General features: G+C 58.2%; 18 protein-coding genes, 1 pseudogene and 1 riboswitch. Of the genes and pseudogenes, 12 read left to right on the top strand and 7 right to left on the bottom strand.

From position 1 onward, the window contains the following. Positions 1-3: 3 nt before the first annotated feature. Complete coding sequence (iolG, locus tag V8J84_RS01205) at positions 4-996, top strand: inositol 2-dehydrogenase (RefSeq protein ID WP_339927752.1); 993 nt, start codon at positions 4-6, stop codon at positions 994-996. Positions 997-1,065: 69 nt separating this feature from the next. Here the strand turns inward: iolG and V8J84_RS01200 are convergent, their stop codons facing one another. From V8J84_RS01200 to V8J84_RS01175, 6 genes are all read right to left on the bottom strand, one after another. Further along, positions 1,066-2,508: a TRAP transporter large permease gene (locus V8J84_RS01200; RefSeq protein WP_339927750.1), complete on the bottom strand. Its 1,443-nt coding sequence runs from the start codon at positions 2,506-2,508 to the stop codon at positions 1,066-1,068. Positions 2,509-2,514: 6 nt separating this feature from the next. Then, positions 2,515-3,330: a TRAP transporter small permease subunit gene (locus V8J84_RS01195; RefSeq protein ID WP_339927748.1), complete on the bottom strand. Its 816-nt coding sequence runs from the start codon at positions 3,328-3,330 to the stop codon at positions 2,515-2,517. Between the two features lie 109 nt (positions 3,331-3,439). Further along, complete coding sequence (locus V8J84_RS01190) at positions 3,440-4,486, bottom strand: TRAP transporter substrate-binding protein (protein ID WP_339929046.1); 1,047 nt, start codon at positions 4,484-4,486, stop codon at positions 3,440-3,442. A 257-nt stretch (positions 4,487-4,743) separates the two neighbouring features. Beyond that, the gene (locus V8J84_RS01185) at positions 4,744-6,078 is read right to left on the bottom strand and encodes an ABC transporter permease subunit (protein WP_339927746.1); all 1,335 of its coding nucleotides are present in this window, start codon (positions 6,076-6,078) and stop codon (positions 4,744-4,746) included. Then, positions 6,075-6,872 (bottom strand): ABC transporter ATP-binding protein, encoded by a 798-nt coding sequence (locus tag V8J84_RS01180; RefSeq protein WP_339927744.1) that lies wholly within the window; start codon positions 6,870-6,872, stop codon positions 6,075-6,077. The genes V8J84_RS01185 and V8J84_RS01180 overlap by 4 nt, the downstream gene beginning before the upstream one ends. Positions 6,873-7,002: 130 nt before the next feature. Then, a complete protein-coding gene (locus tag V8J84_RS01175; protein ID WP_339929044.1) occupies positions 7,003-7,980 on the bottom strand; it encodes a taurine ABC transporter substrate-binding protein in 978 nt (325 codons plus the stop codon). Positions 7,981-8,301: 321 nt separating this feature from the next. Between V8J84_RS01175 and V8J84_RS01170 the strand changes: the two genes are divergently transcribed. The 3 genes from V8J84_RS01170 to V8J84_RS01160 all read left to right on the top strand — a co-directional run bounded on the left by V8J84_RS01170 (position 8,302) and on the right by V8J84_RS01160 (position 12,818). Further along, positions 8,302-9,897, top strand: coding sequence for an amidohydrolase (locus V8J84_RS01170; RefSeq protein ID WP_339927742.1), 1,596 nt, complete (start codon positions 8,302-8,304; stop codon positions 9,895-9,897). A gap of 130 nt (positions 9,898-10,027) precedes the next feature. Further along, complete coding sequence (locus tag V8J84_RS01165) at positions 10,028-11,314, top strand: acetylornithine deacetylase/succinyl-diaminopimelate desuccinylase family protein (protein ID WP_339927740.1); 1,287 nt, start codon at positions 10,028-10,030, stop codon at positions 11,312-11,314. Positions 11,315-11,336: 22 nt separating this feature from the next. Continuing rightward, positions 11,337-12,818: an ABC transporter substrate-binding protein gene (locus V8J84_RS01160; RefSeq protein ID WP_339927738.1), complete on the top strand. Its 1,482-nt coding sequence runs from the start codon at positions 11,337-11,339 to the stop codon at positions 12,816-12,818. Positions 12,819-12,860: 42 nt separating this feature from the next. Here the strand turns inward: V8J84_RS01160 and V8J84_RS01155 are convergent. Further along, positions 12,861-13,280, bottom strand: a pseudogene (locus V8J84_RS01155) (6,7-dimethyl-8-ribityllumazine synthase); the annotation flags it as partial. Positions 13,281-13,355: 75 nt separating this feature from the next. Beyond that, positions 13,356-13,496, bottom strand: a riboswitch (FMN riboswitch). 10 nt (positions 13,497-13,506) lie between these two features. On the opposite strand from V8J84_RS01155, the gene V8J84_RS01150 reads away from it, so the two are divergent. The 8 genes from V8J84_RS01150 to glgB all read left to right on the top strand — a co-directional run bounded on the left by V8J84_RS01150 (position 13,507) and on the right by glgB (position 22,721). Beyond that, positions 13,507-14,022 (top strand): GNAT family N-acetyltransferase, encoded by a 516-nt coding sequence (locus tag V8J84_RS01150; protein WP_339927734.1) that lies wholly within the window; start codon positions 13,507-13,509, stop codon positions 14,020-14,022. Further along, entirely contained in the window at positions 14,022-14,969 is a 948-nt protein-coding gene (locus V8J84_RS01145; RefSeq protein WP_339927732.1) for an ABC transporter permease, read from the top strand. Before V8J84_RS01150 ends, V8J84_RS01145 begins: the two co-directional genes overlap by 1 nt. Continuing rightward, entirely contained in the window at positions 14,966-15,781 is an 816-nt protein-coding gene (locus tag V8J84_RS01140) for an ABC transporter permease (RefSeq protein WP_339927730.1), read from the top strand. The genes V8J84_RS01145 and V8J84_RS01140 overlap by 4 nt, the downstream gene beginning before the upstream one ends. Next, positions 15,778-17,385: an ABC transporter ATP-binding protein gene (locus tag V8J84_RS01135; RefSeq protein ID WP_339927728.1), complete on the top strand. Its 1,608-nt coding sequence runs from the start codon at positions 15,778-15,780 to the stop codon at positions 17,383-17,385. The genes V8J84_RS01140 and V8J84_RS01135 overlap by 4 nt, the downstream gene beginning before the upstream one ends. Continuing rightward, a complete protein-coding gene (locus V8J84_RS01130; RefSeq protein WP_339927726.1) occupies positions 17,372-18,826 on the top strand; it encodes an aldehyde dehydrogenase family protein in 1,455 nt (484 codons plus the stop codon). Before V8J84_RS01135 ends, V8J84_RS01130 begins: the two co-directional genes overlap by 14 nt. A gap of 9 nt (positions 18,827-18,835) precedes the next feature. Then, entirely contained in the window at positions 18,836-19,576 is a 741-nt protein-coding gene (locus V8J84_RS01125) for a glucose 1-dehydrogenase (protein WP_339927724.1), read from the top strand. A 75-nt stretch (positions 19,577-19,651) separates the two neighbouring features. Further along, positions 19,652-20,650 (top strand): P1 family peptidase, encoded by a 999-nt coding sequence (locus tag V8J84_RS01120; protein ID WP_339927722.1) that lies wholly within the window; start codon positions 19,652-19,654, stop codon positions 20,648-20,650. Between the two features lie 91 nt (positions 20,651-20,741). Then, positions 20,742-22,721 carry a 1,4-alpha-glucan branching protein GlgB gene (gene glgB, locus V8J84_RS01115; protein ID WP_339927720.1) on the top strand — a complete coding sequence of 660 codons (1,980 nt, stop codon included), beginning with the start codon at positions 20,742-20,744 and terminating at the stop codon, positions 22,719-22,721. Positions 22,722-22,725: the final 4 nt, after the last annotated feature.

Raw genomic sequence — 22,725 nt, 5'->3', positions numbered from 1 at the left:
ATGATGCTCAATATCGGACTTTTAGGTGCGGGGCGTATCGGGCACGTGCATGGCGCAACCTTGCGCGGCATGACAACGGCGTGTGCGGCGGCAGTGTCGGACTTTGTGCCGGACGCGGCGCAGGCCTTGGCCGGTCGGCTGGGCGCCGAGGTGATGACCTCCGAAGAGATTATTGCGTCAGACAAAATCGATGCGGTGGTCATCGGCACGCCCACGACGACGCATTACGATCTGATTCATGCGGCAGCGGCTGCGGGCAAGGCGATTTTCTGCGAAAAGCCCGTCGATTTGTCGGTGGACCGAATTCGCGAATGTCTGGCCGCGGTGGAAAAGGCGGGCGTGCCCTTCATGACCGCGTTTAACCGGCGCTTTGATCCCGGTTTTGCGCATCTGCAAAAGCAAATCGCGGATCAGGTGGTGGGCAATGTGGAGATTGTGACGATCCTGTCGCGTGATCCCGCACCGCCGCCGATTGGTTATATCAAACAGTCCGGCGGTATTTTCCGCGACATGATGATCCACGATTTGGATATGGCGCGGTTTTTGCTGGGCGAGGACCCGGTGGAACTGACCGCCGTTGGTTCATGCCTGGTCGATCCCGCTATTGGTGAGGCGGGGGATTTTGACACCGCCGCAGTCACGCTGAAAACGGCAAGCGGCAAGATTTGCCAGATCTCGAACTCGCGCCGCGCGACCTATGGCTATGACCAGCGGGTCGAGGTGCATGGCGAAAAGGGCATGCTGCGGGCGATGAATGTGCCGGAGCATAATGTGGAATTTTCATCGGGGGCGGGGTTCACGTCTGCGCCAACGCAGCCGTTCTTTCTTGAGCGCTATGCGGCAGCCTACCGCGCGGAGATGGAGCACTTTGTTGCCAGCGTGGTGGACGGCGTCGAGATGACGCCAACCGGTGTTGATGGGTTGAAAGCGCAGATGATGGCAGATGCCGCCGATGCGAGCGCCCGCGATGGTCAACCGCGCAAGCTACAGTTCTAAGCGCCACAATTTGCTAGAAATGATGTGAAGACCCCCGTCTTCTAGAAAAAGGGGGTCTTCAAAGCAGTGTCAGTTTCCGTAGGCCACGGCGGGTAGCCACGTTACCAGCCAAGGGAACTGGAACACGATGAACAGGCCCAGAAGCTGCAACAACACAAACGGGATCACGCCGCGATAGATGTGGCCGATGGTAACACCGGGCGGGCAGACACCTTTGAGATAGAACAGCGCAAAGCCCACAGGCGGGGTCAGGAATGACGTTTGCAACGTCACCGCTACAAGGATCGCAAACCAGACAACCGATGGATCACGCACCTGATCAAAGCCCGGAATCGCAAGGTCGAGCCCCACAATAATCGGCAACATCAGCGGCATGATGATGATCGTGATTTCGATCCAGTCCAGCAGGAAGCCGAGCAGGAACACGATGAACAGGATGAACAGGACGATCATGTAGGGGTCTTCGAAGACCGACAGAACCATGTGTTCGACGATCTCGTCCCCGCCATAACGGCGCAAGATCAACGCAAAGAAGTTCGCAGCCAGAAAGATGCCCACGATATAGCCAGAGGTGTTCAGCGTTGAGCGGCTCACCTCTTTCAGCGTTTTGAAATCCAGCCTGCGGTTCAGCAGTGCCAACAACGTGGCACCCAAGGCGCCAAGGCCCGAGGCTTCGGTCGGCGTAGCCACGCCTGCAAAGATTGATCCCAGAACGAGCAGGATCAGGAACATCGGCGGGATCACGGCGAGCAGGACTTCTTTGACGACGGGCCAGCCGACCTCGTCGGATTTCTCCGGCGCGGGCATGCTGTTGGGGCTGATGATGCCGTAGATCACGATGAAAATGATATAAAGCGCGCCCAGCAGCAAGCCGGGGAAAAGCGCGCCCATGAACAGATCGCCCAGCGAAATGGCAAGCTGGTCGGACATGATCACCAGCATGATCGACGGCGGGATCAGGATACCCAGCGTGCCTGCACTGGCGATGGTGCCTGTGGCGATCGGCTTGGAGTAGTTCTGCGCCATCATCGCGGGCAGGGCCATCACCCCCAGCAGGGTCACGGATGCGCCGATGACGCCAGTGGATGCGGCAAGGATAATCCCGATCAGCAGCACGGTCAGCGACAGACCACCGCGCAGGCTGCCGAACAGTTTTTGCATCGCGTGCATCATGCGTTGGGCCACGCCGGATTGATCCAGCATCAACCCCATGAAGATGAACATCGGTAGCGCCACCAACACGGGGTTCTTGACCGTGTTGCCAAACAGACGGCCCGACAGAACCTGAAGTTTCTGGTAGTCGATGCCCGTGCGATCAAAGTCGATAATGTCGTCCCACAAGCCGCGCAGAGGATCGAGGAACAGTTCGGCAATCAGCACAAACACAAGGCTGACACCGACCAGCGCCATCGCGACGGGAATCCCGCGAAACAGCATGTAGATAAAGGTAAAGAACATGGCCATCACGGCCAGTTCGTTCATGGTCAGGTATTGTCCGATGAATGACGGCATTTGCGCTTACCCTTCTGTCTTGGGTTGAAGGGCGCGTGCGATAATCAGCACGACAAGGGTCACCGCGACACTGATCAGTGCGGTATAGGCGATTTCGTAGCGGCCAGGCTCCCATGCATCAAAGATGGGGGCGCGACTGATATCGCGTGAGGTTGCGCCGTCTTCGGCGGTCAGCCATGTGAAAGACCAGACCAGTCGGAACACGATCATGTTGATGATGAAGAACGTGCTGGGCAGCGCATAAAGCAGCTTGCGGAACAGGGTCGGTGTGGTCAGCCGCGTCAGATAGCGCACGTAGGCCGACCAGCAGGCAAAGGCGATAAACACAAAACTGAGGTTCATGAAAATCTTGAGAACCCACAGGTTATGCAATCCGTTCGGACTGTCAGAGCCTTCGTCTGCCACCAAAGAGGCAACGGCATAAGCGGCCGTCACGTCCCAGCACAGGATGATGAACGGCAGGAACAGCCACGCGATTGCGAAAATTTCGGTGCGCAGCTTTTTGCGCTCATCGTAGTGGTCATAGAAAATATCAACGCGCACGTGGCTGTTGGTCGTCACGGCGTATCCCACGCCAACCAGCACGGCCGCGCCGTAAAGCCACCATTGCAGATCATCCAGCCAGGCTTGGTTCATGCCAATGCCGCGCAAAACGACCTGACTGCAAATAGCGATCATCAGAATCGGGAAGAACCATGCAAAGAGATTACTGATGTGCACGATCACGCGGTCGCCCCAGTTGTGGTTTGCACGATTGGCCTCACCGGGATCGGTGATCGCCGCAACCTCTTCGACTGTTGTCGCGGGTTCAATATTTTGCATGATTTTCGCCCTGTCTGCGCAACCGCCATACGGTCACAGATGCCCAACCCAAGTGCGTAACGGGACAGCCCAAAGGCCGCCCCGATACCTATTTTATAACGTCTGTCGCTTAGTTGCGCGGACGTGGCAGGTAGATGTTATCCGACCAGACCTTATAGCCGTCGCGGAATTCCTGCAGATCGTCCCAGACCATCTTGAAATACTCGTCCTCGGCGGCAAGCTCTGCTGCAACCTCGCCCCAAGCGCTTTCAAACTGGTCCAGCATCTCAACCGGCCACTGTTTGATCGTCACACCGTTGTTTTCGGTGTTGTCGACCATCGCGGCATAGTTCAGCGCTTCGCCTTCGGCGTAGTTCGTTGTGATGTTGGCAAGGCAGGCCACTTCGATCTGGTTTTGGGCAACCTCATCCAGATCTTCCCAGACGTCCTTGTTCACAAGCAGTTCGAACATTGTCGCGGGCTGGTGCCAGCCGGGGAAGTAGTTGTACTTGGCGATGTTGTAGAAGCCCAAGCGCGCGTCGATCAGCGGCATGGAGAATTCTGTTGCATCAATCGCACCACGCTCAAGCGCAGGGAAGATGTCGCCAGCCGCCAGAAGCGATGTGGACACGCCCAGACGCTGCATCACTTCGGCACCAAGGCCAAAGAAGCGCATGTTCAGACCTTCAAGGTCCTCGATTGAGTTGATTTCGTTCTTGAACCAACCGGAAGTTTCGGGCGCGATGATACCGCATGGCAGCACGTGCACGTCATAACCGGCCTGATCATACATGCCCTGGAACAGCTCGTGGCCGTCGTCATAAAGCATCCAAGCGAGGAATTCGCCAGCTTCGGGGCCAAACGGCACAGCAGCGAACAGCGATGCGGACGGGATTTTACCCTGCCAGTAACCGGCAGTGGTGTAGGCCGCGTCAATCGAGCCGTTGGAGACAGCGTCAAGCGCTTCAAGCGTCGGGACAAGCTCACCTGGATCGAAGTGTTCAAATTCAACTTCGCTGGAGATCGAGTTAATCTTTTCGACAAAATCGACACCCGCGGTGCCAAGGATCGGCAGGTTTTTACCAAAGGCCGATGTCATTTCGAGTGTTTCTTGCGCAGACGCAGCGCCGGCAAGTGATACGGTCGCAGCAACTGCGCCCGCGATAAAGCGGTTCATATTCATTTCCTCCCATGTGTCGCCGCCCTTATTTTGGGCGAACATGGGGTAAGCCTACTGATTTAGATGGGTCGCGCTAGTGTTGATTGTGCTTTGTTACGCATTAAGAAGGTCGCGCATAACAAAATTACCTATTAAACAGAATGTTAACGCCTCTTTGACGTATGCATTAATGTATGCGTTAGTCTGGTTGACCCCAGAAATGCCAAAGGCCCGACAGTTTGCCGGGCCTCTTTGCGATTCTTATGTCGGGTGGATCAGCCCTTGCCCTTCCAAGGCACAAGGATGCGTTCAACCCACCGCATCAGCATGTCGATGGTAAAGCCGATGATACCGATCAGGATGATACCCATCAGAACGATGTCGGTTTGCTGGAACTTTGAGGCGACCATGATCATCATGCCTGCGCCCTTTTCAGCGGCGACCAGTTCGGCGGCAACGACAGTGCCCCAGCACACACCCATTGCAACCCGCGCGCCTGTGAAAATCTCGGGCAGGGAGTTGGGGATGATGACATGGCGCATGATCTGCCACTTGGACGCACCCAGCGAATAGGCAGCGTGAACTTTGGAAATGCGCACACCCGACACGCCAGAGCGTGCGGCAATGGCCATGATCCAAAGTGCGGCAAGGAACAGCAGGATGATCTTGCCCACCTCGCCGATACCGGCCCAGATAATCACCAGCGGGATCAGGGCCAGCGGTGGCACGGGGCGCATGAATTCCACGATCGGGTCAAACCAGCCACGGAACCAGTCCGACAGGCCCATAGCATAGCCCAGCGGGATACCCACCAGCGCGCCAAGGATAAAGCCAACGATCACGCGGAACAGCGAAAAGCCAAGGTGTTCGGCGAGTGTCGAATTGCGGAAACCGGCAGAGGCGATTTCGACAACGCGGTTCCAGACAGCTTCTGGGGCAGGCAGCCAGATCGGCTCCATCTGCCAACCGGTGGCGGGCTGGATGTTCAACGTGCCTTTGCCCGTCATACCGATGGTGCCGATATCGGTTCTGACCGATCCGTCCGGCTCAATCGCTTCGCCATTGATGGCGGTGATGACAGCCCCGTCGTCGCGGGTGATGTCGTCGTTGTCTTCCACGCGCAGAAGGCCGCTGCGATAAACTTGCAATGCAATGCTGTCGTTCTTGGCAAAACCGTCACCGGGGGCGGGCTCGGGCGCTTCGGCGTCTTCACCTGTTGGAAAGACCAGCACGGTCACTTCGGCGTCGTCGGTCGTGCCATCCGGCGCTGTCGACGTGTAGGTGAATGTGCCGGTGCCTTCATAAGGGCCGGGGGCGTGCAGGAAACCCGGTAGCAGTTTGCTGCCTGTAAACGCGCCCCAAAGCACGAAAATCAGCACAATCGACACCACGGATGCGACAGTGTTGGAGGTTACCGCGCTTTCGTCACCAAAGGTCACGGTCTTGAGTGAGCCATAATCCTTTTTGGGTGTCAGCAGACGTTTGACAAAGGTCCAGATGATACCGGCCGCAAGGATCAGCAGCACATAGCCGATGATATAGGGGGCGGCGGCGACAAGAGTTTGCAGAACGGCGACCAGTTCTGCCCAAAGGCTTGCGAAAATGCTCATTTACCTGCTCCGCCCATGATTTCTTCTTCCATATCCCAGATCATCCCGAGGATTTCTTCGCGGGTTTCGGCAAACTGCGGATGCTTCTTTACTTCGCGCAGGTCCTGACCCACGCCCATTTCTGCGAATGGCAAGTTGTATTCCTTATGGATACGACCCGGACGCGGGGCCATGACGATCAGACGTTCGCCCAAAAGCAGCGCCTCTTCCACAGAGTGCGTGATCAGGATGATGGTCTTGCCGGTTTCTTTCCACAACTTAAGCACCAGACCCTGCATCTTTTCGCGGGTCAGGGCGTCCAGCGCGCCAAGCGGTTCGTCCATCAGGATCACGTCGGGTTCATTGGCCAGACAGCGGGCAAGGGCCACGCGCTGCTGCATACCACCGGAAAGTTCGTAGACCTGCTTTTCCTTGAAGTCCTGCAAGCCAACAACATCCAGCAGGTGGTCCACTTTATCGGCGTCTTGCTTGGAGGTGCCCTTCATCTTGGGACCAAAGCCCACGTTTTCGCGCACCGACATCCATTCAAACAGCGCACCTTGCTGGAATACCATGCCGCGTTCAGGGCCGGGGCCGTGGACCGCTTTGCCGTTCAGCCTGATTTCGCCTTCGGTCGGGGCCAGAAAGCCCGCAACGATGTTGAGAAGTGTGGTCTTACCGCAGCCCGACGGGCCAAGGACGGACAGAAGCTCGCCCGCTTTCAGGTCGATCGTCACGTCCTTCAGCGCCTGCACAGACGTGCCGTTGGGCAAGTCAAAGCGCATCGACAGCTTATCAATTTCAAGTGCGGCCATACTGGTGTCCCTTGGTATTATTCTTGCGGAAAGGATGCGCGGCTTTGGCATCATTCGCGAAAGAACGTGTTGGGTGGTGTGGCGCGGGGGTGCTGGACCCCCGCGCCGGATCATACTCGCGAGGGTATGATTACATCTCGGACACGGCCATCAGAGGACCGGCGTTTACCGCACCCTCATAGCTGTCCAGTGCAGATGGGATCGAGCCGCTTTCCACGAAGACGTCTGCAACGCCTTTCATGAATGTCTGTGCGTTGCCGCCCATCCATGCAGCCGACAGCTGGTCAGCAACCGATGGGAACACGAATGTGTCAATCGTCTCGGCAGTGGCCTGCACGTCCATACCAGCGTCATTGGCGATGACTTCGAGCATCTCGTCACGCATGGAGCCTTCGTTCCACATGGCGTTGGCGTTTGCTGTCACTTCAAGGAACTTGGCAACCATCTCCGGGTTCTCGGCCACAAACGCAGCAGGTGCTGTTGTCGCGTCGAACACCAGAATACCCAGCGCTTCTTTCTCAGCGCCGGTCAGCAGGACGTTGCCGTGCTCTTTCATGCGGCGCAGTGCACCACCCCAACCGCACGACATATCGACCTGACCCTGTGCAATCGCGGCAGCGCCGTCAGCCGGTGCCATGTCAACAACTTCAAGCGAGGCGACATCAACGCCGAAGTGGTCCATCTGGCGCAAGAAGCCGTAGTGCGCAGCAGTACCCAGTGGTACGGCAACTTTCTTGCCAGCCAGTTCGCCAGCGGATGCAGCATCGATTTCCAGACCGGAGGCAACAACGCAGTTGTCGTTCTCGGCATAGGATACAGCCACGTCAACAACCTGAATGTCCTGACCTGCGGATGCAGCAACAACGAACGGCGGGATACCCTGGGATACAGAGATCTGCACGTCGCCGGATGCCATGGCAGCGGACATTGCGGTGCCTGTGTCAAAGCTGACCCAGTTGATCTTGGCGCCCATTGCTTCTTCGTACATGCCGTTCACTTTGGCGAACTGGAATGGCATCGGCCACTCGAGGAAGTAGGCAACAGTGATTTCTTCGTGACCATCTGCAACTGCTGTGTTCGCGGTGAACGTCAGAGCGGCAGTTGCCATCAAAGCTTTCATCATGGTGGATTTCATTTCGTAGTCTCCCTTGGTGTGCGGGCCTGTATCGGGCAGTGATCCCGTGCGCAGATCCACATCTTTGACGCCTTGGCCTGAATGGGCCGCAGCAGGTGATTTATGCCGTATTCTCTCGGCATTTCTTGAAAGTTACAGCGCTTTGCGCGCTTGCAATCGAACACTATTGGCCCGTCACAAGGAGTCAAACGAATCCTCATCTGGACTAATTGTGCGGTCAGTCTGGCCTTAAAATTTGTGCAAAGCTATCGATTTGCTTGCAAATAAAAGTGAAAAGTCCTTCGCTTGGCGTCAATGCGGGCGATTTTGGAACGACAAGAGGTGCAGATGACAGCGCAATTGACAGCAGCACAAACCAGCGCAATCGCCCACGTGCAGGATCAGCGAAAGCGGTTGTCGGACGACTGCGCCACGATTTTTGACTTTGGTGAAACAGCTTGGCGGGAATACCGCTCGGCAGCGTGGTATGTCGACAGGCTGCGCGCAGAGGGCTTCACGGTGGAAGAGGGCAGCGCGGGCATGCCCACGGCGTTTTATGCCGAATGGTCAAACGGGGACGGTCCTGTCATCGGGATGTATGCGGAATATGACGCGGTGCCCGGCAACTGTCAGGCCGCCGCGACGCACCGTGCCCCGCGCGACGGGTTGGGGTATCAGGCGGGCGGGCACACCGATCCACATTCCGGTTTGGGGATAGCGGGGCTGGGCGGATTGCTGGCCACAAAAGCCGCGATGGAAAAGCACGGAATCAAAGGCGGGCTGCGCTTTACGGGGGAGCCTGCAGAGAAGGTGCGCGGGTCCAAGCCGATCCACGCGGCAGCGGGGTACTATGACGGGCTTGCCGCGATCCTGTCGTTCCATCCGTTCTATATGCTGCCGATGTGTAACACGGTGCGCTGGGATACCCACTGCGGTGCGGCGTATTCCATGATCTACCGCTTTATATGTGATGCCCCCCAGGACTGGGGGGTGAGCGATACGCCGATCCCGCAAAGCCACTCTGCCGTGCGCGCGCCGGGGGCGGGTGAGGCGCTGAACATGATGTTCACCGCGTCAAAGGCATTGCGCGACAGTATGCTGCCGCATCAGGGTGGCTGGTCGATGTCCGAGGCGGTTTTGACCCACGGCCAGGCCACGGCGGACAACCTGCCAGCGGGTCTGGCGGAGCTGCAATATATGATCCGCACGCCGGATATTCCGATGGCCGAACAGGTGACGGCGGCGCTGGACCGGAATGCGCAGGCTGCGGCTGATATGACAGGGTGTCGCTGGGAAAGGCACTGGGTTTGTAAATCGCGGCCCGGTCTGGCGAACCACGCGATTGCGGGGACGGTGTGGGAGGCGATGCAGGCCGTGGGTGCGCCAGCGTTCGGGGCCGAGGCTGTGGCTGTAGCGCAAGAGGTGCAGAAAAACGCAGGTATGACGGTGATGGATGATCCGTTTTTGCCGGAGATGTCACAGTTGCTTGCTCCTCAGGCGGCTGAAGCCTGCCTGCGTCGCGACCTACCACCGTCGCAACGCAATTCCACAAGTGACGACTACACGGATATGACGTGGCACGCGCCGACAGCGCGGTTTTTCGTGGCACGGCCTGCTTTGCGCGGAGGGCCGTATCCGCCGTGGGTCATGAATGCGCTGGGCGGGATACCGGCCACGATTGATCCGATGGTGCAGACGGCGGCGAAAATTCTGGCCGTATCAGCGTTGCGTTTGTTGGAGGATAAGGAGGCCCGCGATGCGGCGATGGCTGAGTTTGTCGAACGGACTGCCAAGGATCCGATCCCGCCGCTGTGTGATTATGATCCGCCCATTGGCTTTCGCTGGCCGGAGTATGTCACGACGGCGCGGGGGTTTGATTGGTGGATTCCCAGCGGGATGGATGAAGCTTGAGGTTTTGCGCCGCATGATATGCGTCGCGATGGCGGGGGATTTCATCCCCCGCACCCCCTGAGAGTATTTCTGGCAAAATGATACAAGCGCGCGGGCTGGACGTTGTGCAAAGTTTGCGGAAGGGTGAGGCATGGCTGATCTGGACCTTTTGATGGACGAGATTGCGGGGCGGCGCGATAATCTGATCGCGCTGACGCAAGAGCTGATCCGAATTCCCACGCTGAACCCGCCCGGTGAGAATTATCAGGCGATCTGCGATTATCTTGACCGGCGGCTGAAGGCCTCGGGGTTCGAGACGCAGTTGGTGCGGGCGCATGGCACGCCGGGTGATAGCGAACGCTATCCGCGCTGGAATATCGTCGCGCGGCGTCAGGGAAAGCACGCGGGCGACTGCGTCCATTTCAATTCGCATACGGATGTGGTCGAGGTGGGCAAGGGCTGGACCACGGACCCGTTTGGCGGCGAATTGATTGACGGGAAAATCTACGGACGCGGGGCCTGTGACATGAAGGGCGGGCTGGCGGCGTCCATTGTCGCCTGCGAGGCGTTTCTGGCGGTCTTTCCTGATTTCCATGGCGCGATCGAGATTTCAGGCACGGCGGATGAGGAATCCGGTGGCTATGGCGGTGTCGCCTATCTGGCAGAGCAGGGGTTTTTTGATCCTGCCCGCGTGCAGCATGTGATCATTCCCGAGCCGCTGAACAAAGATCGCGTGTGTTTGGGCCATCGTGGTGGCTGGTGGGCTGAGATCGAGACGTTCGGTGAGATTGCGCATGGGTCCATGCCGTTTCTGGGGGATTGCGCGGTGCGGCACATGGGGGCCGTGCTGGATAAATTCGAGAGCGATCTGTTTCCGGCCATGGCGCAGCGGCGCACCGACATGCCTGTGGTGCCGGAAGGCGCGCGGCAATCGACGATGAATATCAACTCCATTCACGGCGGGCAAAAAGAGCAGGATGACGATTTTACCGGACTGCCTGCGCATTGTGTGCCTGATAGCTGCCGGATTGTGATCGACCGGCGGTTTCTGGTGGAGGAGCCACTGGATGAGGTGCGTGGTGAGGTGGCGGGGATACTTGACGGGTTGAAAGCGGACAGGCCGAAATTTGACTATGCCATGCGCGAGCTTAATAGCGTGCTGCCATCGATGACCGACCGCGATGCGCCTGTGGCCGCAACCGTGGCCGCGCAGATTGCGCAGGTCATGGGCAAAGAGGCCGAGTTCGTGGCGTCACCGGGGACATACGACCAGAAACATATAGACCGGATTGGCAAGCTGAAGAACTGTATTGCCTATGGGCCGGGAATTCTGGAACTTGCACATAAGCCGGATGAATATATCGGCGTTGATGATATGATGGACAGCGTCGCGGTCATGGCGCGAACTTTGGCAGCCCTGCTGCTGCCTACCGACTGACCGCAAACAAGGGAGAGACACGATGAACAAACTGACCACACGGCTGATTGCCTCAAGCGCGCTTGCGCTTTTTGCGGGCATGGCTGCGGCTGAGGGCCACAGCATCACGGTTGCAATCCAGTTGGAGCCGCCGAATTTGGACCCGACAGGCGGTGCGGCACAGGCGATTGACAGCGTGCTTTACTCCAACGTGTTCGAGGGTCTTACGCGGTTCATGAGCGACGGGTCCGTCGTGGCTGGCCTTGCCGAAAGCTGGGAGATTTCCCAGGACGGGACGGTCTATACCTTTACCCTGCGTGATGGTGTGACGTTCCACGACGGATCGGACATGGACGCCGAGGACGTAAAATTCTCGCTGGATCGCGCGCGGGCCGAGGACAGCACAAACGCCCAGAAGGGTCTGTTTGCAGGCATCACAGATGTAGAGGTGGTTGATCCGCTGACTGTTGCCGTGACGCTTGAGCAGCCGAACGGATCGTTCCTGTTCAATATGGCGTGGGGTGACGCAGTTATCGTTGCGCCAGAGACTGCGGACAGCAACGCCACCAACCCGATTGGCACAGGCGCGTTTATGTTCAGCGACTGGGTGCAGGGCGACCGTTTGGAAATGGTGCGCAACGACAACTATTGGGGCGAAGCGCCTGCATTAGAGTCTGCCACCTTCCGCTTTATCAGTGATCCGACGGCGGCTTTTGCAGCTGTGATGGCCGAGGATGTGGATGTATTTGCGGGCTTCCCCGCGCCGGAGAACCTGCCGCAGTTCGAAGCCGATCCACGCTTCCAAGTGCTGGTGGGCAACACCGAGGGTGAGACAATCTTGTCCACCAACAACAAGATGCCGCCGTTTGATAACGTGCTGGTGCGTCAGGCTGTGGCCTATGCGATTGATCGCGACGCGATCATCGACGGGGCGATGTTTGGCTATGGCACACCGATTGGTACGCATTTTGCGCCACACAATCCCGATTACGTCGATCTGTTGGCCAACTCGCCCTACGATCCTGAGCGTGCACGGGAATTACTAGCCGAAGCAGGCTTCGCTGACGGGTTCACGACAACGCTGAAGCTGCCACCGCCGTCTTATGCACGTCGCGGAGGCGAGATTATCGCGGCACAACTGCGCGAGGTTGGGATCGAGGCCGAGATCAGCAATATCGAGTGGGCGCAGTGGATCGAAGAGGTCTTTACTAACAAGGACTTTGGCCTGTCGATCGTCAGCCACACAGAGCCGATGGATATCGGGATTTATGCCAACCCTGATTACTATTTCCAGTATGACAACGCTGACTTCCAAGCGCTGATGACAGAGCTTGAGGCGACAGCTGATCCTGCAATGCGTTCTGAAATGCTGGCACGTGCGCAGACGATCATCTCGGAGGATTATGTGAACGGGTATCTGTTCGAACTGGCCTATCCGACGGTCGCCAAGGCGGGCGTGCAGGGTCTGTGGGAGAACCAGCCGACAGCGGCTGTGGACCTCACGATGGTCAGCTGGGCCGAGTAAGTGACACTGCCCCGGCAGAGCGGCTTTGCCGGGGCAACGCGATCAAAGGGCGGCGTGGGTTTGCGTGATGGCCAGCGCCGCCTCGGCTGCTTCACGCCCTTTGGTGCGGAAATGGTCTGTATAGACACTGATATGGTGGTCGGTTTCCTGAAAATGATGTGGGGTGAGAACGACGGACAGCACAGGCTTTCCAGTGCTCAAGCCCACAGTCATCAAGCCCTGCACAACGCTTTGCGCGACAAAATCATGGCGATAAATGCCACCGTCCACGACCAATGCGGCGCAAATCACGGCGTCATAATTGTGGGCAAGGCGCTGGGCCAGCAGCGGCAATTCAAACGCGCCCGGTACGTCAAAATTGTCTGCGACGGGCGCGACCTCCTGAAACCCTGCAAGCGCCTGATCGACGATATCGGCGTGCCAGCGGGCCTTGAGAAAGGCAAAACGGGGTGGTGTCATTGATGATCTCCTTGATTTGCAAACGACACGTCACCCAAGGCATCACACGGGACAGCACAGCCCGTAGGCTGTGTCGCTCCGCGTTCTCTTTCATCCAGACTATCACTGTCGGCTCAGGCATCGCACCTGATCTGCTAGACCCTTCCACGGGAAGGCGCTCGCGGGCTCGTGTAAACACATACCGCCGGTGGGGAATTGCGCCCCGCCCTGAGAACAGTGCGATTGATACATGATTGATACAGTCACGCAACCCATGTCGATCCGACCTGAAGTACCTGCCGATTATCCGTTCATCTACGACCTGACGATGCGCGCCTTCGCACCGATGGCCTTTGGCGACGGGACGGAAGCAGGCAGCATTGACCGGATGCGCGATCAGGGCGAACTGGCGCTATCCTTGGTTGCGGAAGAGGAGGGAAAGGTGATCGGGCACATTGCCTTTTCACCCGCCGGAATTCCCAATGTTAGACACTGGTATGGGCTTGGTCCGATCTCGGTTGAACTGGACCGACAGCGCCAAGGGATCGGCTCATCCCTCGCGTCCGAAGGGCTTCGCCAGTTGCGCGACCGCGGCGCGCATGGCGTGGTCCTGATCGGTAATCCGCGCGTGTATGGCCCGATGGGGTTTGTGTCGAACGGGCAGCTAAGCTTTCGCGATGTGCCGGCCGAGATTGTTCAGTTCGTGCATTTTGAAGGTCCCGAACCTGCGGGTGAAGTGACATTCGCAAAGGGGCTCGAGGGCTGATGCTGCGCTACGTCCTTTCGCGCTTTGTATCGCTCGTGGTCAGCCTCATCGTGGCCAGCATCGTCATCTTTGTTGTGATCGAAATCGTGCCGGGTGATCCGGCGGCCTTTATGCTTGGCGTGAACGCGCGGCCTGATACGGTGGCGGCGCTGCGGGCGGAGCTTGGCCTCGATGTCAGCAAGGTCGAGCGGTATTTTGCGTGGATCACGGGTATGGTGCAAGGCGATCTGGGCACCTCTTACACCTATCGGGCGCCGATCTCGGAAATTGTCGCGGACCGGATCTGGGTATCGCTGCCTTTGGCCATTTATGCCTTGTTACTGTCTACTTTGATTGCATTTCCCGCCGGTATTTACGCCGCATCGCGCCGTGGAAGCGTGGGCGATATGGGCGTGATGGGGGCCACACAGCTGGGTGTCGCGATCCCGAATTTCTGGTTCGCGATGATCATGGTTGGTATATTCGCGATTAAGCTGCGGTGGTTCAGCGCTGGTGGCTTTCCCGGGTGGGACAACGGGTTCTGGAGCGGCATCAAGGCCCTGACCTTGCCCGCTATTGCGCTGGCCCTGCCGCAAGCGGCGATCCTCGCGCGGGTGATGCGGTCATCGCTTCTGGATATGCTGGGCGAGGATTTCATGCGCACGGCGCGGGCTAAGGGGCTGACGCGCAGGCAGGCGCTCTGGAAACACGCGGTACGCAACGCACTTATCCCTGTTTTGACGATCATCGGATTGCAGTTTTCGTTCCTGCTGGCGGGTGGCATCGTGATCGAGCAGGTGTTTTTCCTGCCGGGATTGGGGCGCTTAATTTTTCAATCTATCAGCGCGCGCGATCTGATCGTGGTGGAAAGCGTGGTGATGCTTCTGGTGTTTTTGGTCATCGTCGTGAACTTTGCCGTCGATCTTGCCTATGCGGTCGTCGACCCGCGGTTGAGGACCAAAAGATGAAGCGCGGATTGATCCTCGGTGCGTGTCTAACGTGCACGTTTGTGGCGCTTTCGCTGCTGTCGTTCATCTGGACGCCGTATGATATCGGGTCGCTTGATATCCCGAACAAGCTGCATCCGCCGGACATGGTAAACTGGCTTGGCACCGATCATCTGGGCCGTGATATCGTGTCGATGATCATGATGGGCGCGCGCACGTCTATCGCAGTGGCTTTGGTCGCTGTGGGGATCGGCATGGGTGTCGGTATCCCGCTTGGACTTTGGGCAGCGGCGCGGCGTGGCACGCTGCTGGACGAGGTGATCATGCGGGGCAACGACCTGATTTTCGCCTTTCCGTCACTTGTCATCGCGATCCTGATAACGGCTGTCTTTGGCGCATCGGCGGTCAATGCGATCATCGCGATTGGTATTTTTAATATTCCTGTGTTTGCCCGCCTCACGCGGTCTGCGGCTTTGTCGCTGTGGGAGCGTGACTTCATCCTCGCGGCCCGTGTGTCTGGCAAATCGGCGTTCCGTATCTCTTACGAGCATATCCTGCCCAACATCACGAACCTTATGATTGTCCAAGGCACGATCCAGTTCAGCCTTGGTATTCTGGCAGAGGCGGCTTTGTCCTATATCGGGTTGGGTGCGCAGCCTCCGACGGCAAGCTGGGGGCGCATGCTGGCCGATGCACAAACGCTGGTCAGCTTTGCACCACACACGGCGATTGTGCCGGGTATGGCGATTGTTTTGATGGTGCTTGGCCTGAACCTGCTGGGCGATGGTTTGCGCGACTGGCTTGACCCGAAAATGCGGGTGGCGCGGGTATGAGCTTACTGTCAATTCAGGGTCTAACACTCGCGATTCACGACACACCTATCCTGCGCGATGTCAGTTTTGACGTAGCTAAAGGTGAGATTGTCGCCATTACGGGAGAGAGCGGATCGGGTAAATCCATGACCGCGCTGTCGATCATGGGCCTGTTGCCGCGTGGGTCAAAGGCCAAAGGCAAGGTACTGCTGGATGGCACCGACATCCTGACCACGCCAGAGCCTGATCTGTGCAAAATGCGCGGTAATGATATGGGGATGGTGTTTCAGGAACCGATGACGGCCCTGAATCCTGTCCAGACCATCGGCGATCAGGTGGCCGAAGCGATCCTTGTCCATGAAGGTGGGGGGAGGAAACAGGCACTGACACGGGCAGCGGAGACCTTGGAACGTGTAGGTCTGCCCAACGCACGGTTTCCGCTGACACGCTATCCGCACGAATTGTCTGGCGGACAGCGGCAACGGGTTGTGATTGCCATGGCAATTGCGCTGCGGCCCAAACTGCTGATTGCGGATGAGCCGACAACTGCACTTGATGTGACGACACAGGCGACGATCCTTGATCTGCTGCGCGGGTTGGTCGATGAGTTTGACATGGGGTTGGTGATGATCACCCATGATCTGGCGGTGGTTAGCCAGTTCGCCGAACGGATTGTTGTGATGCAAAACGGTCAACTTGTTGAAAAGGGCGAAACGCAACACCTGTTGCGCAACATGCAGCACCCTTACACGCGCGCGCTTTTTGCGGCCTCTGGCCATCAGGTTAATCTGCCCGAACCGCCACCGCCTGCACCGCTTTTGCAGGTGAAGGATGTGGTGCGGGATTACGCCCTGCCGAAACTGCCCTTTGCAACGGCGCGCCATTTTCGGGCTGTCGATCATGTCAGTTTCGATTTACATCGTGGCGAACGGCTGGGTCTTGTGGGCGAGTCCGGTTGCGGAAAATCGACCCTAACACGGGCGATTTTGGGTCTGGAGCCTATTCAGGGTGGCACTATTACGCTTGACGGTGATCCGGTCTTTACAGGCAAGCAGCCAAACCTGCATGTCAGGCGCAAGATGCAGGTGGTGTTTCAGGATCCTTACGGGTCTTTTAATCCGCGACACCGCGTTGACCGTCTGATCGCAGAGCCGTTTCACTTGCTGGAAACAACGATGACGCCGCAGGCCAGACAAGACGCTGTCGCCAAGGCGCTGACTGATGTCGGCCTGCATCCTGACGATGCCCGCAAATACATCCACGAATTTTCTGGCGGCCAACGACAGCGCATCGCGATTGCGCGCGCGCTGATCGTGGCGCCGGACTTGATCGTGTTTGATGAGGCTGTCTCCGCACTTGATGTGTCGGTACGAGCGCAGGTGCTTGATTTGCTGGCAGACCTGTGCCGGACGCGGCCACTATCGTATCTGTTCATCAGCCACGATCTGTCGGTTGTGCGCAGCGTGACAGATCGTGTTCTGGTCATGCAGGCCGGAAAAATCGTCGAACAGGGTGCAACAGACACTGTTTTCACCGCCCCGCAGCACCCCTATACACAACAACTTCTGGCCGCAGCGCCTGTTCTGCCAGACATTGGAAAGGTTACCGCAGATGCCATTGAGTAGCTTCAATATCGCGCCCGATCACAATCTGATCGGCGGGTTATGGGTGCCGCCTGTCACGGGCGACACGCTGCCATTGATCAACCCGTCAGACGGGAGCGACATTTGTGTGATCGCCCGCAGCGGGGCGCAGGACGTGGATCATGCCGTCACAGCCGCCCACACTGCCCTGAATGGCGCGTGGGGGGCGATGACCGCGTTGGAAAGAGGTCGGATCCTCACGCGGATTGGAGAGCTGGTTTTGCAGCGCGTTGATGATCTTGCCCAGATTGAAGCGATGGATGTCGGTAAACCGCTGACGCAGGCGCGCGCTGATGCTGTGGCGCTTGCCCGCTATATGGAGTTTTATGGCGGCGCTGCAGACAAGGTGATGGGCGAAACCATCCCCTATCTGGACGGCTATACCGTTTATACGTTGCGCGAACCGCATGGTGTCACGGGTCATATCATCCCGTGGAATTATCCGATGCAAATTATCGGGCGTTCGGTCGGTGCGGCGTTGGCCATGGGCAACGCCTGCGTCCTTAAACCCGCCGAAGAGGCGTGCCTGACCGCGCTGGCCTTTGCTGCGATCGCGCAAGAGGCGGGATTGCCGGATGGCGCGTTGAACGTGGTGAACGGCACAGGGCCCGAAGCGGGTGCCGCCCTTTGCGCGCATCCCGGCATGCAACATCTGTCGTTCACAGGGTCGGTCCGCACTGGCGAGGCGGTGCAGGCAGCAGCGGCCCGCAATGTCGTTCCTGTCACGTTAGAGCTTGGCGGCAAATCCCCGCAGCTTGTGTTCGACGATGCCGATCTTGATCGCGCGCTGCCGTTTCTTGTGAATGCGGGTATCCAGAACGCTGGGCAGACCTGCTCTGCCTCGTCGCGGATTTTGGTGCAGCGCGGCGTCTATGACACGGTGTGCGACGCGATGGCAAAAGCCTATCGCGGGCTAGTGGTCGGGGCAGCGCAGGATGACCGCCATCTGGGGCCTCTGATCTCGCAGCGGCAGAAGGAAATTGTGTCGGGGTTCATTGAACAGGGTGCCGATTTGACCGTCGCTGCTACGGGTCAAATCGATACTAACGCGCCTGAAAGTGGTGCATATGTCGTGCCAACACTGTTCAAGGACGTGCCACCTGATCACGCTTTGGCCCGCGATGAGATTTTCGGTCCGGTTCAGGTCATCATCCCGTTTGATACCGAGGATGAGGCTGTTCAGATTGCTAATGGCACCGATTACGGTCTGGTCGCTGCGGTTTGGACATTAGACGGCGGGCGCCAGATGCGGCTGGCCAAACGGCTTCAGGCAGGGCAGGTTTTTATCAACAACTACGGCGCGGGCGGCGGGGTCGAACTGCCGTTTGGCGGCGTGGGCAAATCAGGCCATGGCCGCGAAAAGGGGTTCGAGGCGCTTTACGGGTTCTCAGCCCTGAAAACCGTCGCGGCCTGGCACGGGTAGGAGGATCGGATGAGACTGCACAACAAAATCGCCATCGTGACAGGCGGCGGGTCGGGCTTTGGCGCTGGTATCGCGCGCAAGTTTGCGGCGGAAGGGGCGCATGTGGTCGTCGCGGATATCAACGCAGAGGCCGCAAGCGTCATCGCGCAAGAGATCGGTGGCACCTCCCAGCACTGCGATGTCGGGGATCGCGCCAGTGTGACGGCGATGCGGGACGCGGTGATTGATGCGCATGGTCATCTTGATATTCTGGTGAACAATGCTGGCGCGACCCATCTTCCCACCGATCTGGAGAACGTGACGGACGCGGATTTCGACAAGGTATTCCATGTAAACATCCGGTCGGTCTATCTGACCGCACAGGCATTCGTGTCGCATTTCAAAGATCGTGGTGCCGGTGTGATCCTGAATGTCGCGTCAACCGGCGGCGTGTCACCCCGCCCGCGCCTGACGTGGTATAACGCATCAAAGGGCTGGATGATTACCGCCACGCGCGGCATGGCTGTTGAACTGGCACCTGCTGGTATCCGCGTGAATGCGATCAATCCGGTGGCTGGCGAAACGCCCTTGCTGAAGTCTTTCATGGGCGAAGACACGCCAGAGGTGCGGGCCAAGTTTTTGTCGACCATCCCTCTCGGGCGCTTTTCCACGCCTGAGGATATGGGCAATGCAGCATGCTTCTTGTGCTCGGACGAAGCCAGCATGATCACAGGCGTTGCGATGGAGGTGGATGGTGGCCGCTGTATCTGATGTCTTTTTGCCCTGTGAGTTTTGCGAAGATCTGATGGTGCAAACGCCCCAATTGGCCGTGTTGGATCGGCTATGATGAAAGCTGGGCCTCAGAACCTGATGACTGACATTGCAGGGCTTCGGGTTGGAAATGCGCAGGATCAGACACTGAAATCGGGTGTGACCGTCCTGACAGGTGATACGCCGTTCGTCGCGTCGTGCCATGTCATGGGCGGCGCGCCTGGCACACGCGAAACCGATCTGCTGGCACCTGACAAAACGGTTGCCGCTGTTGATGCGCTGGTGCTGTCTGGCGGATCGGCGTTCGGGTTGGACGCCTGTTCTGGCGTTATGGACGGCCTGCATGCAGCCGGACGCGGGTTTGCGGTTGGCCCCGCCCGCGTGCCCTTGGTTCCCGGTGCGATCCTGTTTGATCTTCTGAATGGCGGCGACAAGGCGTGGGATGATAATCCGTATCGCGCGTTGGGGCGGGCAGCTTTTGACAGCGCGGAATCTGCGTTTGATCTGGGGTCGGTTGGTGCCGGCACGGGTGCCATGGCAGCGATGCAAAAGGGTGGACTTGGCTCTGCCTCCTTGCAACTGGACGACGGCACCATGGTCGCGGCACTAGTCGCAGCCAACCCGATTGGCAGTGTCACAACACCGGGCGACAAGCACTTCTGGGCAGCACCGTTTGAGTTAGACGCTGAGTTCGGCGGCCACGGAACAGACCCTAATGCGGGGATTTTCCAACTTCCTGACAGCCGCAAGAGCCATGCCATGCATTTGGCCGCGACGGATAGATCAAACACGACCATTGCAATCGTCGCCACGGATGCGCCGTTGACCAAGGCGCAATGTCACAGAATGTCGGTGGCCGCGCATGACGGTTTGGCCCGCGCGATCGTGCCCGCGCATACGCCTTATGACGGGGATATGATTTTCGCGCTGTCCACCGGATCAGGCGACTGCATTGATGATGGTGCGTTGATGATTTTGGGGCATGCGGCGGCGGTCTGTCTAAGCCGCGCGATTGCCCGCGCGATCTATTACGCAACCCCGGCGACAGGTGACCTGATCGGTTGTTATCGTTGATAATTGGCAATCTCAGGCTAGTTTTGGACAAGATGCCGCAGACGTGCCATGCTGGGATTTGCGCATGCGGACTAACGGATCGGGGATAAGAATGGCCAGCACGAAAGACGCGATGCAGAGCGGCGAAAATTCCAAGCGCTTTGGGCCTGTCCTGACGGACGATGATCTTTACTATATCGGCACGGGCCAGCATCAGCGCATCTGGCATGCGTTGGGCGCGCATGTGATGACCCATGAAAACGTGGACGGCGTGCATTTTGCGGTCTGGGCCCCGAATGCGCAGCACGTCTCGGTCATTGGTGATTTCAACTATTGGAACGGCTTTGAAAATCCGATGACACCACGCGGATCGTCGGGCATCTGGGAGGTTTTCATACCCGGTGTCACGGCGGGTGCCGCTTACAAATACGCGGTGACCGGCATTGGCGGGGATACGGTGGAAAAGGCCGATCCGATGGGCTTTGGCGCGGAGCACCCACCGGCCACAGCCTCGGTCGTGCGCAATATCAAAAATCCTGAATGGTCCGATACCAGTTGGATGAAAAAGCGTGACGCGCATCAGAATGTTTCTGCGCCGATCAGTGTCTATGAAGTCCATATCGGGTCTTGGCGCCGTGTCGATCACGGGCGTCCCCTGTCGTACCTCGAACTGGCGCGTGATCTGATCGCTTACGTCAAAGACCTGGGCTTTACGCATATCGAGCTGATGCCCATTTCCGCGCATCCGTTTGACGGGTCATGGGGCTATCAGCCGATCGGGCTTTATGCGCCCACGATCCGGCACGGCACGCCCGACGAATTTCGTGCCTTTATCACAGCCGCCCACGAGGCCGACATTGGCGTGCTGCTTGACTGGGTGCCGGGCCACTTTCCTGCTGATGAACACGGGCTGGCGCGATTTGACGGCACTGCCCTTTATGAACACGAAGACCCAAAAGAGGGCTTTCACCCCGATTGGAACACCTACATCTACAATTTCGGCAGGCCCGAGGTTGCCAATTTCCTGACGTCAAACGCGCTGTATTGGCTGGAGGAATTCCATCTTGATGGCATCCGCGTCGATGCTGTCGCGTCGATGCTTTACCGCGACTATTCCCGCAATGACGGGGAATGGATCCCGAATAAGGACGGCGGCCGCGAAAATTACGAAGCGATTGCGCTTTTGCAGAACATGAACATCAACACCTACGGTGCTGTGGACGGGATCATGACTGTGGCCGAGGAAAGCACCGCCTTTCCCGGTGTGTCGCGCCCGGTGGACCACGGCGGTCTGGGGTTCGGGTTCAAGTGGAACATGGGCTGGATGAATGACACGTTGTCCTACATGGAAGCCGATCCGATCTACCGGTCCTATGATCATCACAAGATGACCTTCGGGATTGATTACGCGTTCTCTGAAAATTACCTGCTGCCGATTTCCCACGACGAGGTTGTGCACGGCAAAGGATCAATGATCGCAAAGATGCCCGGCAACGATTGGGAAAAGTTCGCCAACCTGCGGGCCTATTACGGGTTTATGTGGTCGCATCCGGGCAAAAAGCTGATCTTTATGGGCTGCGAATTTGCCCAATGGGGCGAGTGGAACCACGGCGAGCAGCTGGAATGGCACCTGCTGGATGATCCGCGCCACGCGGGCGTGCAAAAGCTGATCCGCGACCTGAACGGTGTCTATCGCGCGGAAAAGGGCCTGCATGTGAACGATTGCCGCCCCGAGGGTTTCAAGTGGCTTGAAGGCGGGGATACGCAAGCCTCTGTTTTTGCCTTTGCCCGCTTTGGTGATGACGGTGACGACCCGCTGGTTGCGGTCGTGAACATGACGCCGATGGAACGCAGTGGCTATCGTGTGGGTTTTCCTGCTGAAGGCACTTGGGACGAGATTATCAATACCGATGCTACTGAATATGGTGGCGGTGGCCGTGGCAACATGGGTCAGATCACAACACAGGCCGTGAGCGCTATGGGAGAAGCGCACTCTGCCGAACTGACCTTACCGCCATTGTCGACCATCATATTCAGGCCATCGCGCAAAAAGCCCGCACGGACGCGCAAGCCCGCAAAGGCCAAGACATGACTTC

It is taken from the genome of Yoonia sp. 208BN28-4 (genome assembly GCF_037543925.1).
Lineage (GTDB): Bacteria > Pseudomonadota > Alphaproteobacteria > Rhodobacterales > Rhodobacteraceae > Yoonia.
This window is presented reverse-complemented; position numbering and strand designations above follow the sequence as displayed.

Coding starts and splice junctions, on each gene's coding strand:
- iolG (WP_339927752.1), top strand. CDS start 4: ATGCTCAATATCGGACTTTTAGGTGCGGGGCGTATCGGGCACGTGCAT.
- glgB (WP_339927720.1), top strand. CDS start 20,742: ATGGCCAGCACGAAAGACGCGATGCAGAGCGGCGAAAATTCCAAGCGC.
- V8J84_RS01185 (WP_339927746.1), bottom strand. CDS start 6,078: ATGAGCATTTTCGCAAGCCTTTGGGCAGAACTGGTCGCCGTTCTGCAA.
- V8J84_RS01160 (WP_339927738.1), top strand. CDS start 11,337: ATGAACAAACTGACCACACGGCTGATTGCCTCAAGCGCGCTTGCGCTT.
- V8J84_RS01135 (WP_339927728.1), top strand. CDS start 15,778: ATGAGCTTACTGTCAATTCAGGGTCTAACACTCGCGATTCACGACACA.
- V8J84_RS01120 (WP_339927722.1), top strand. CDS start 19,652: ATGAAAGCTGGGCCTCAGAACCTGATGACTGACATTGCAGGGCTTCGG.
- V8J84_RS01170 (WP_339927742.1), top strand. CDS start 8,302: ATGCGGGCGATTTTGGAACGACAAGAGGTGCAGATGACAGCGCAATTG.
- V8J84_RS01190 (WP_339929046.1), bottom strand. CDS start 4,486: ATGAACCGCTTTATCGCGGGCGCAGTTGCTGCGACCGTATCACTTGCC.
- V8J84_RS01200 (WP_339927750.1), bottom strand. CDS start 2,508: ATGCCGTCATTCATCGGACAATACCTGACCATGAACGAACTGGCCGTG.
- V8J84_RS01140 (WP_339927730.1), top strand. CDS start 14,966: ATGAAGCGCGGATTGATCCTCGGTGCGTGTCTAACGTGCACGTTTGTG.
- V8J84_RS01145 (WP_339927732.1), top strand. CDS start 14,022: ATGCTGCGCTACGTCCTTTCGCGCTTTGTATCGCTCGTGGTCAGCCTC.
- V8J84_RS01150 (WP_339927734.1), top strand. CDS start 13,507: ATGATTGATACAGTCACGCAACCCATGTCGATCCGACCTGAAGTACCT.
- V8J84_RS01195 (WP_339927748.1), bottom strand. CDS start 3,330: ATGCAAAATATTGAACCCGCGACAACAGTCGAAGAGGTTGCGGCGATC.
- V8J84_RS01165 (WP_339927740.1), top strand. CDS start 10,028: ATGGCTGATCTGGACCTTTTGATGGACGAGATTGCGGGGCGGCGCGAT.
- V8J84_RS01125 (WP_339927724.1), top strand. CDS start 18,836: ATGAGACTGCACAACAAAATCGCCATCGTGACAGGCGGCGGGTCGGGC.
- V8J84_RS01130 (WP_339927726.1), top strand. CDS start 17,372: ATGCCATTGAGTAGCTTCAATATCGCGCCCGATCACAATCTGATCGGC.
- V8J84_RS01180 (WP_339927744.1), bottom strand. CDS start 6,872: ATGGCCGCACTTGAAATTGATAAGCTGTCGATGCGCTTTGACTTGCCC.
- V8J84_RS01175 (WP_339929044.1), bottom strand. CDS start 7,980: ATGGCAACTGCCGCTCTGACGTTCACCGCGAACACAGCAGTTGCAGAT.